Source organism: Methanoregula sp. (assembly GCF_028679125.1).
Taxonomy (GTDB): Archaea; Halobacteriota; Methanomicrobia; order Methanomicrobiales; family Methanospirillaceae; genus Methanoregula.
In genome coordinates this window covers 228,629-239,583 of sequence record NZ_JAJRCG010000002.1, presented here as the reverse complement: position 1 = coordinate 239,583, position 10,955 = coordinate 228,629, and the positions used below count along the sequence as shown (strand labels likewise).

Genomic DNA, 10,955 nt, shown 5'->3' with positions numbered 1-10,955 from the left:
TTCTCAATTAAAAAAAGGGGAAAATGGTATGATGAGTGTGCAGAAAAGGAAGTCAATCCTGATTGTTGAAGATGAGGCAATCTCAGCAATGAATCTGAAAACCACCCTCATCTCGCTCGGGTACCGGGTCACCGGAATTGCATCATCCGGTGAACGGGCAATTGAGATGGCGGATGAGGAGACCCCCGACCTGATCCTGATGGATATCCATCTGGCCGGCAGGCTTTCCGGGATCGAAGCTGCAGAGCAGATCCTCGTCCGCCATTCTGTTCCGGTCATTTATGTTACTGCGTATGCAGATCCCGGACTGGTAAACCGGGCTAAACTGACAAAACCATATGGTTACATCATCAAGCCCTATGATGAGCGGGAGATCCGGACCAGGATCGAGATTGCGCTCTATAAATCCGAGTGGGACAGGAACCTCCTGCGGGAGTACGAGAACCTTGAGCAGCGGGTGATAGAGCGGACAGAAGATCTCACACAGATGAATGCGGCCTTACAAAAAAGTGAAACACGCTACCGTCTTCTCTTCGAACGATCCGGAGAAGGAATTTTTATCTTTGAAGCCGAAGGGGAGGACCGGGGGAGAATTATCGAGGTGAACAATACCGGCGCTGCAATGCATGGCTATCTTCCGGAAGAACTGCTGAATCTGAAGATCACGGATCTTGATGTTGCAGAAGATCTCCCTGTCACACCAGCCCGCTTTGAGGATATTCTTCGCGGCAAATGGATTGGTGGTGAGATCAACCACATGAGAAAAGACGGGTCAGAGTTTCCTCTGGATTTCCAGGCCGGCCTTCTCGAACTCGACGGCCACAACTATGTCTTTTATGTCATGCGGGACATCAGCGAACGCAGGCGGATCCGGGATGCATTGGAAGCCTCCGAAACCCGGTACCGGCGGCTTTTTGAGACGACGCATGATGGAATTCTCATCCTTGATGCCGACACCGGGCAGATTGTCGAGGTAAATCCATTTTTAATCGATATGCTCGGGTTCTCGCACGAACAGTTTTTGGGAAAGAAAATATGGGAAATCGGTGTTTTCAGGGACATTGTTGCCAACAAGGACAACTTCAAAGAACTACAACGGCAGGAACATATACGGTACGAAAATCTGCCGCTCGAAACCTCTGATGGACGGAATATTGCCGTTGAGTTCGTCAGTAACATCTACACGGTGGAGAATAAGAAGATCATCCAGTGCAATATCCGGGATATCACCGCACGAAAATCGGCCGAAGAAGCGCTGCTCCAGGTGAACAGGAAACTCACCATGCTCAACAGTATTACCCGCCACGATATCCTCAACCAGCTCATGGGATTACAGACCTACCTTGAACTCTCAAAAGAAGGTGTGACAGATCCGGTAATCCTGACCTACATCGAGAAGGAAGAACAAGCTGCCAAAGCGATCCAATGGCAGATCGAGTTTGCCCGGAACTACCAGGATATCGGGGCACAGGCACCGAAATGGCAGATCGTATCCGGTATAATCAGTTCCGCGATCCGGCAGCTGAATCCCCCGGGGACAGATATCAACGTCAATGTTTCTGATGTCGAACTCTTTGCCGATCCCCTCATCGAGAAAGTCTTCTACAATCTCATGGAAAATTCCCTGCGTCATGGTGAACGGGTGACGAGGATGGATTTTTCTTCCCGGGAGTCAGAGAACGGACTTGTCCTTACCTTCTGCGACAATGGTGTGGGGATCTCTGACGCGGACAAGACGAGACTCTTCCAGAAAGGTTTCGGCAAGCACACCGGTCTCGGTCTCTTCCTCTCGCGGGAGATCCTTGCGATCACCGAAATCACGATCACCGAGAACGGTGAGCCGGGGAGAGGTGCACGGTTCGAAATTACCGTGCCGATTGGTGCGTGGCGTCATGCAGGACAGACCTGAACAGTAAAACCACCGGTACCGGGGATCCTTCTGATGAGATCCAAAGGATCTCCCTGCTACCCACCACTATTCCTCAAAAATCCCCGATCCGGACCCTGCCGGTCCGGTCTGTACCTCGTTTTCAGAGCCGATCGGCCGCTGTATCTCTGCCATACTATGTCTCTCTCTTCAGGAGTAAAAAAGGGCAGATCCGCTCATAACCCTACCTCTTTTTTAAGGAACCCTGTCTCTGGTACGGGAAATGATGCCAATCGGAGCCCGTAAAGGGCCCGGATTTCCTTATCCCCAAAACAAAGGGAGTCTCCGACGGGGAAGTGGGATCGGGATGAACTCATGGAATCCGCGGGAGATACGGATCGTGCCGGACCCGAGAACTGATAATTTCCCTGCACACTACTGCTGACCGGATCAATCCGGTATTTTTCCGGAGATCATACTTCAATTCCCGGAGAAAACATTCGGCAAAAAATCTCCGGAAAAATAAAAAAATATTCTCTTCCTTCAATCTTCAGCAGCCCGACGCGCTCTTCCCGGCAAGCGGAGTTCCGTTCCGGTCCAGCTCGATGAGCTGGTCAGATACAATGCGGAAGAACCGCCATGTCCCGTGCCGGGAGCGGAGCCAGAGCTCGCACGAGACTGCGGTGTCCCGGATCATGGTCCGGAACCGGAGAATATCTTCATGGAAATCCGCGGCAATCTCCCGGACCGGGGCAAGGATCCGCGGGGCCGTCTTTACGCTTACTAATGCAACCGGGACTGATGTGGCAATGGTGATATCAAACAAACGTTCGTGTAATGTCCCATTCACCTGGACCCTGCCGCGGAACTGGCCGATGGCTATCGCTTCATCGATTGCCTGGTAGGGAAGGGGTCCATGGCTCACGTTGCAAACCTCCACGGATCGGATACCGGCCCGGACTTATCCAAAGCAGGAAACGGGCCAGGGAACGGAAAGGTCATGTGCAGACAACAATCGGGAATCATGTGTGAATAAAAATCGATCGTGTTTTATAATATATTCTGTTGATACCGGCAGATCAATCCTGTAACCTTCAGGTTATGCGCATAGGATCCCTGAACGATAAAAAACGGGAGAGTGATCCGGCTCTCCCGGCAGGAGTCCGCGTTTCCCCCGCTCACATGATTATATAATCTCCCGGGATATATCCCCACTATCCGGTGATGCCACCATGGATGACAGGGGAAGACGATGACCACGACGAACAGGGAGGAACCGGGATGCATCGAGGCAGGCATCCTAGAGAATGCGCTGGTGATGATCACGGTGATGGAAAAGTCCGGGAAGATCCTTGTCTGGAACCAGGCAGCAGAGAATATCACCGGGTATTCCAAAGAAGAGGTGATCGGGAAGACAACGATCTGGAAGAAACTCTATCCCAAAAAAGAGTACCGTGACACGGTGACGCAGCAGATTGCCACCATCCTTACCGGAAAAAAATATTTCGAGAATTTTGAGACGATCATCACGACCCGTTCGGGAGCTTCCCGTATCATCCTCTGGAACACCAAGGAGTCGACCCATAAGTCCGGACCCATAATCGTTACAGCAGGGCAGGACATCACAAGACTCCGGGAACTCGATGCATTCCGCGACAGTGTCATTGAGAATGCCAATGTCCTGATCACGGTGATGGAATCCGGAGGAACGATTGCCGTGTGGAACAAAGCCGCAGAGGAGATTACCGGTTATTCCCGTGCTGAGGTTATCGGCAGCCGCGATATCTGGAAAAATCTGTATCCCGACCCTGAATACCGCAGAACCCTGACTCGCCAGATTACCGGGATCATCTCGACAAAGAGTTATTTCGCGAACTTTGAGACACGGATCCGGACAAAAACCGGGGAATCCCGCGTCATATCGTGGAACACCCGGCAGATCGGGGAGGACAGTCAGCAGTTCGCGATCGCCATCGGCCGCGACATCACGGAACAGAAGAAGGCCGAGGAGGCACTGCTCGCCTACATGACGGAGATGGCGATGCGGATCAAGCAACCGGTGGGGATCATCCGGGACAACCTCCTGGATATTACCCATCTGATCCACGACCGGAAGTTATCCCTGGATGAGATCGCCATGCTTCTCGATGCCCAGGTTCGCAATGCCGCACAGATCGCAACCAATGTCCAGGAGTTCCAGAAAGCAATTCTCGAAAAGAATAGTGAGATTCCCGAGGCGTACCGGAAATTCCTCGAGGGGTGATCAGGTGCCATTGATCGTCAACCCTGATGAGCTTGCCCGGAAACGGATCTTCCTCATCCTTGCAACCCCGGGGAATATCCGGCAGCGCAACATCGACCTGATCAAGGAGGTATCTGATCTCGGGTATCATACGGTCGTCATCACCACCAACTTCCCCTACAGTATCCTCACGAAGTTGTACGGCGAGCAGGGTGTCAACCTGTCAAAAGTCTCGTTCATCGATGCCGTGACACGCAATTCGATCGGTTCCGCGAAGGAGATTCCCGGGATTGTCAGGTTCATCAATAATCCTGCCAATCTTACGGACCTGGGCATTGCGGTGACGGAAATCTTAAAGGAGCGGTCCGAAGAGAAGGTCTGTATCCTCTTTGATTCCATCAGTACCCTGCTCATCTACCTCTCGTCTCCGAACATCTCAAAGTTCATCCACTTTGTGACGAACAAGCTCCGGCTCATGGATATCTCCGGCATATTTCTTGCCACGGAGAAGGGGCTCGACCCGATGCTGATGAACCAGCTGACCACGTTCGTGGATACGGTGATCGATACCGGGTAGGCTGTGACGGTGCCGGATACAGCCCGGTCAGTTACAATCGATCCGTATTTTCTGTACGGAATGCAGATTATAGCAATGAGCCAACGATCTTCACCACTTTGTTGTATTCTTTTTAAAAAACTCCTGTTTATTTTCGGCAATGTATATACCCCGTCCGTGATAAGGGAAGACAGTACCGCCATCGGGAGAAATACCGGATCTTCCGGTAGTAAACGTTGACCGTGTCCGGATCCGCGAGGTCATGATCAACCTGATCGAGACCGCAGTCAAGTTCATCAGTGACGAGCCCCATCCAAGTATCCGCAGCAACGCGGAAACCTGCGGGTAGATGCCTATCGTCTCGGTCCGGGACCGGTATCGGAGGGGCGGGGAAGGAAACCCCCATACGGTTCACGCTGCCGGCCGCTCATGGCGATGCTGATAACGATCGATCCTTTGGACGTGCCGGACTCTGGACCCGGGTATGTGAATCGAACATCGCTGGTGAGATCGCCATACTATCAGAAACGTTAACATGTTCATGGAATAAGTACGGATCACCGATTGATCTCAGGGACCGGCTATACATGACCCGCATCCTCATTGCCGATGACAACCCGCAGAACCTGTACCTGCTGGAATCGATCCTCAAGGGCCGCCATTTCGAAGTGGTCTCCGCTCATAATGGTGTTGAAGCACTGGATGCGGCACGAAAAAATCCGCCGGACCTGATCATAACCGACATCCTGATGCCGGTCATGGACGGTTTTGCACTCTGCCGGCAGTGGAAAGCGGATAAGCAGCTGAAGCAGATCCCCTTTATCTTTTATACCGCAACCTACACCGATCCGAAAGACGAGCGGTTCGCCATGAGCCTCGGGGCAGACCGGTTCATGGTCAAACCCCAGAAACCCGATGTTTTTATCAACGAGATTAGCGAGGTGCTTGAGGAAGTGAGCCAAAGGGCTGTAACACATCCGGCCCGGCCTTTCGGAAATGACCGTGAGATCCTGCAGGAATATAACGAAGTATTGTTCCGGAAGCTGGAAAAGAAAGTATTGCAGCTGGAGGCTGAAATTACCGGGCACCGTCAGACCGAAGAGGATCTGCTCCGGTCCGAGACCCGGTACCGGAAACTGTACGAGAGCATGATGGATGCGTTCATACGGGTCAATATGGCCGGGCAGATCCAGGAATATAATCATTCATTCAGGGAGATGCTCGGATATTCCGATGAGGAACTGGCCCGGTTGACCTACAGGGATCTGACCCCGGAAAAATGGCATGCATCTGACCAGTCCATCATTGAAACGCAAATCCTGCCACAGGGCTATTCTTCCGTGTACGAGAAAGAGCACCGGAAAAAAGACGGAACGGTCTTCCCCATAGAGTTACGGGTATCCCTGATCCGGGATGAGACCGGACAGCCATCAGGAATGTGGGCAATCGTACGGGACATTACGGAACGTAAACGGGCTGAAGAGAAGATCCAGCTCACGAACCGCAAACTCACCCTTATGAATGATGTGACCTACCAGGATATCCAGAATAAAGTGACCGGACTCCGGGGATATGTCGAACTGACTAAAAACTATGTACATGAACCAGACCAGCTGCAGGTTATTGAAAAAGAACGCTTGCTTCTGAAGTCGATCCATGACCTGATTAAAAACACGAAGGAATACCAGCAGATGGGAGTGGATCAGTCCTGCTGGATCCCCCTGGAACCGGTAATCCGGATGCAGTTGTCCCGCATAAGCCAGAAGCATGATGTATCCCTGGTAAGTGATTTAAACGGACTGGAGATCTATACCGATCCCCTTATTGAACGGGTTTTTTACAATCTCATTCACAATGCCATAAACCATGGCGGGAAGATCACCCGCATTTTCTTTGGCTGCCGGGAAACACCGGATGGAATCGTAGTATTCTGTGAGGATGATGGTATCGGCATTCCCTTCGACCAGAAATCCCGTATTTTTGACCGGTACGTAGCGGGTGAGGGTAAATTCGGATTGTTCTTTGTCCGGGAATTTCTCACCTTATCCGGCATGACCATTCAAGAGACGGGTACTCCTGGCAACGGTGCACGGTTTGAGATTACGATACCGTCAGGGACATACCGTTTTTAAAAGAAGAGCGATCCTTCCGGATAATTCCCGCGGCCAGAGGGCAGATACACTTATATCGGTTTAAAAGAATTCAGCAATACTTATGAAACTCCAGTCCCGGGTCATGATCCTGTACTCGTGCATTGCGGTACTGGTACTGGTGCTGATTGGCGGAGTTCTCCCTTCAACCCTCCAGAAACAGAACCTTGAATCCATTTCCGGAGATTCCATCACCCAGCTCAGACATATTGATTTTGCCCTCTCCAATTTTATCGGGGAAGCAAAATACGATGTCCTTGCCCTGTCACTGAACGATAATGTCCAGACACGGGACGATTCCCGGTTTACCAGTTTCCTGAACGCATCCCAGGAGACTTTCCGGTATGCTTACACGCCCCAGGAACAGGAGATCATCGATACCTTCCGGGATTATCAGACCACGCATCCCTATGTCAGCTCGGTCTATATGGGCCGGGAGAACGGGGCATCTGTCAGGTCATATCCCCGGGCTCGCCCAACGCAGTATGACCCCCGCGACCGCCCCTGGTATATCCTGGCAAAGGAACACCCCGGACAGGTCTCCGTTACCGATCCCTACCAGGCAGTCACTACAGACGATGTGAACATCGGGATTGTAACCCCAGTCCTTGACCGGAACGGCACCATGATCGGGGTAGTTGGTGCGGATATTACCCTTGTCAATCTGACCGGTTATATCACCTCGGTTGGCAGCGTGGATGGCGGGGAGATGATCCTTGTCGACCAGAAGGGCACGATTCTTGCATGCCGTAATTCTTCCCTTCACTTCAAAGATATCAGCATTATCCTCGGGGACCAGGCGCCTGCGTTTCTCACCACGAAAGAGGGTGTACTGGTCCTCAACGGGACCTACCTGATGTATTATACCTCGCCTGAGCTGGGGTGGAAGATCGGAACCTTTGTCCCGTTCAGTACCATCGAAAAGGAGATCAACAACTCTATCCTGCGGATCCTTCTCTTCGTCATCCTGGCCCTCGTACTGCTCAGCATAATTACCCTGATCGCCCTCAACTACACCGTCATCCGCCCGCTCTCAAACCTGACGGACGTGAGCCGGAAGATTGCCGAGACCGGCGATCTGGACCAGGCGATAGAGACCCGGGGCGCCGGGGAGATCGGGAGCCTTGCCTGTTCGTTCAAGGCGATGGTTGAAAAGATCCACACGGAAGAGCAGGGCCGGAAACAGGCCATGGTCGAACTGGAAGCCTACCGGGACCACCTGGAGGAGATCGTCGCCGAGCGCACCCGTGAACTCGCCCAGGCAAAAGAAGCTGCCGAATCGGCAGACCGGCTCAAATCCGCATTCCTTGCTACCATGTCGCATGAGCTTCGCACGCCACTCAACTCGATCATCGGGTTCTCGGGCATCCTGCTTCAGGAGATGGCCGGGCCATTAAACGAGGAACAGAAGAAGCAGCTGGGCATGGTATCCGACAGTTCCGAACACCTTCTTGCCCTCATCAACGATGTCCTGGACATCTCCAAGATCGAGGCCGGGCAACTGAAGATCGCCAGCGAAACGTTTGAACTCCGACCGGTGATCGAGAAGGTTTCGCGATCAGTCCGACCGATGGCCGAGGCAAAACATCTCGCGCTGGAACTGGAGATCGCACCGGATGTCGGGTCGGTCCGGGCGGACAGCCGCAGAGTGGAGCAGGTCCTCCTCAATCTTCTGAGCAATGCCATCAAATTCACCAATGAAGGGAAGATCAGGATCGCATGCGTTGTTTCCGGGGGTGAAATCCGGATCAGCGTCACGGACACCGGTATCGGGTTGCGAAAGGAAGATCTGGACAACCTGTTCCGGCCGTTCACGCAGATACAGTCCGGCTTGACCCGGCAGTATGAAGGTACCGGCCTTGGTCTCTCCATCTCCAAGAAGCTCGTCACCCTTATGGGCGGGACTGTTGGCGTGGAGAGCGAGCCGGGCCGGGGCAGCACGTTCTGGTTCACCTTAACGGAGGAGAAGAAGACATCATGACAATAAAAGTGCTTTATATCGAGGACAATGACCAGAACTTCTACCTGGTCAATTATATCATGAGTGCAAAAGGATATTCAACGGTCCGGGCGCATGACGGCAGGGAAGGAATTGATCTGGCAGCGCGGGAGATGCCCGACCTTATCCTTCTCGATATCCAGCTCCCGGTCATGGACGGGTACACGACCGCACAGGAGTTGAGGAAGATCGCAAAGGTGCGATCAATACCCATTGTCGCCCTCACTTCCTACGCGATGGCCGGTGACCGGGAGAAGGCACTTGCCGCCGGGTGCAACGGGTATATCGAGAAGCCCATCAACCCTAAAACGTTTACGGAAGAGATCAGTCAGTTCATTCCTGCGGATAGTCCACGGGGTGCTGATGGATGACCCGGATCCTCATCGTGGATGATCACCCGCCCAACCTCTACCTCCTGGAATCGATCCTGAAAGGAAACGGGTATGACGTGATATCTGCAGTCAACGGGGCTGACGCCCTCGCAGTTGCGGGAAAAACACCTCCGGACCTTCTCATCACCGACATCTTGATGCCGGTAATGGACGGGTTTGAACTCTGCCGTCAGTGGAAAGCAGATGAGCATCTGAAACAGATCCCGTTCATCTTTTATACCGCAACCTACATCGATGTCAAAGATGAGCAGTTTGCCTACAGTCTCGGGGCAGAGCGGTTCATCATCAAACCGCAGAAGCCGGAGATCCTTATTAAAGAGGTGCGTAACGTTCTTGAGGCATCATCCCGTGCACGTGACAAACCGATCTTCCCGATACATCCGCTCGGGGACGAGATGGAAGTACTGCGCCAGTATAACGAGGTATTGTTCCGCAAACTCGAGAAAAAAGTACTGCAACTCGAAGCGGAAATTGCCGAGCGGAAAACCGCAGAGAAACAGCGGGAGACCGTGATCCGGGAACTTGAACAGAAGAACGCTGAACTTGCCCGGTTCACCTACACGGTGTCCCATGAACTCCGGAGCCCGCTTGTTACCATCCAGGGTTTTTCCGGTATGATCGAGGATGAGATCTCTCAAGGGAGCAGTGACACTGCCGGACTCCTTAACCATGCGCATCGCATATCCACCGCAGTGGACAGACTCGATGAACTCCTGTCCGACCTGCTGAAACTCTCCCGTGCCGGACAGAATGTGGGCAAACCGGAACGCATCGGGTTTGGGATTATTGCTCACGAGGTAATGGATTATCTTGCCAGGCCTCTTGACGATCAAAGCATTCGTGTGGAGATTGCACCGGATCTTCCGGTCGTGAACGTTGATCATACCCGCATGAGGGAAGTCCTCCTCAACCTGATGGAGAATGCTATCAGGTTCCGGGGCGACCAGCCCGATCCGGTCATCCGGATCGGGGTGAATATGCAGGGGGGAGACCCGGTCTTCTTCGTGCAGGACAATGGCATGGGGATCGAACCGCAGTATCTCGAGCGGATCTTCAACCTCTTTGAGAAACTGGATGCCAGCACGCCAGGCACCGGGGTCGGCCTGGCCATTGTCCGGCGTATCATTGAAGTGCATGGCGGGAAGATCTGGGCGGAATCCGATGGGATCGGGAACGGCACCACGTTCCGGTTCACCCTGCCGGTTGTCGGGGTCACGGGAACCGATAACAATAATACCCGTTAAATATAAGAGAGACTTCTATGGCTGAACTGACCGGGGAGCCTCTCCATATCCTGCTCGTTGAGGACAATGAAGATCATGCCGAACTGGTCATCCGTGGTATGCGGGACCAGCAGGTGGCGAACACGATCCACCATGTATCTGATGGTGAGAAGGCCCTTGACTATCTTTTCAACCGGGGAGCATATGCGGATACAGGGAAAAATCCCCCTCCGAACCTCGTGCTCCTGGATCTCCGGCTCCCCCGTGTTGACGGGCTTGAAGTCTTAAAAACCATCAAGACTGCCCCGGATCTCCTCCGGATCCCGGTAGTCATCCTCACCAGTTCCGATGCTGAAAGCGACATTGCCCAGTCTTATGATTATCATGCAAACAGTTACGTTGTAAAACCTCTGGATTTCAAGACATTCACCCGGTTGATGAAGGATCTCGGGTTCTACTGGCTGGGCTGGAATGCAAAACCGATAAAGGATTAGTTTTGGGGGCATGCGGGTACGGCATCTCCAGA

At 52.9% G+C, this 10,955-nt stretch carries 9 protein-coding genes; 8 read left to right on the top strand and 1 reads right to left on the bottom strand.

Annotated features, from left to right (window positions below):
* Positions 1–31 precede the first annotated feature (31 nt).
* Positions 32–1,909 carry a PAS domain S-box protein gene (locus LUQ43_RS02800; RefSeq protein WP_299963583.1) on the top strand — a complete coding sequence of 626 codons (1,878 nt, stop codon included), beginning with the start codon at positions 32–34 and terminating at the stop codon, positions 1,907–1,909.
* Between the two features lie 508 nt (positions 1,910–2,417).
* Here the strand turns inward: LUQ43_RS02800 and LUQ43_RS02795 are convergent.
* Positions 2,418–2,792 carry a hypothetical protein gene (locus tag LUQ43_RS02795; RefSeq protein ID WP_299963581.1) on the bottom strand — a complete coding sequence of 125 codons (375 nt, stop codon included), beginning with the start codon at positions 2,790–2,792 and terminating at the stop codon, positions 2,418–2,420.
* A gap of 327 nt (positions 2,793–3,119) precedes the next feature.
* Here LUQ43_RS02795 and LUQ43_RS02790 point away from each other — a divergent pair, with 327 nt between their 5' ends.
* From LUQ43_RS02790 to LUQ43_RS02760, 7 genes are all read left to right on the top strand, one after another.
* Entirely contained in the window at positions 3,120–4,130 is a 1,011-nt protein-coding gene (locus tag LUQ43_RS02790) for a PAS domain S-box protein (protein ID WP_299963579.1), read from the top strand.
* Between the two features lie 4 nt (positions 4,131–4,134).
* Positions 4,135–4,686, top strand: a complete 552-nt coding sequence (locus tag LUQ43_RS02785) for a hypothetical protein (RefSeq protein ID WP_299963577.1) — start codon at positions 4,135–4,137, stop codon at positions 4,684–4,686.
* Positions 4,687–5,252: 566 nt separating this feature from the next.
* Complete coding sequence (locus tag LUQ43_RS02780; protein ID WP_299963575.1) at positions 5,253–6,797, top strand: PAS domain S-box protein; 1,545 nt, start codon at positions 5,253–5,255, stop codon at positions 6,795–6,797.
* Positions 6,798–6,879: 82 nt separating this feature from the next.
* Complete coding sequence (locus LUQ43_RS02775; RefSeq protein WP_299963573.1) at positions 6,880–8,796, top strand: hybrid sensor histidine kinase/response regulator; 1,917 nt, start codon at positions 6,880–6,882, stop codon at positions 8,794–8,796.
* Complete coding sequence (locus LUQ43_RS02770) at positions 8,793–9,185, top strand: response regulator (RefSeq protein WP_299963571.1); 393 nt, start codon at positions 8,793–8,795, stop codon at positions 9,183–9,185. Before LUQ43_RS02775 ends, LUQ43_RS02770 begins: the two co-directional genes overlap by 4 nt.
* Positions 9,182–10,450, top strand: a complete 1,269-nt coding sequence (locus LUQ43_RS02765) for an ATP-binding protein (RefSeq protein ID WP_299963569.1) — start codon at positions 9,182–9,184, stop codon at positions 10,448–10,450. Before LUQ43_RS02770 ends, LUQ43_RS02765 begins: the two co-directional genes overlap by 4 nt.
* A gap of 17 nt (positions 10,451–10,467) precedes the next feature.
* Complete coding sequence (locus LUQ43_RS02760) at positions 10,468–10,923, top strand: response regulator (protein WP_299963567.1); 456 nt, start codon at positions 10,468–10,470, stop codon at positions 10,921–10,923.
* Positions 10,924–10,955: the final 32 nt, after the last annotated feature.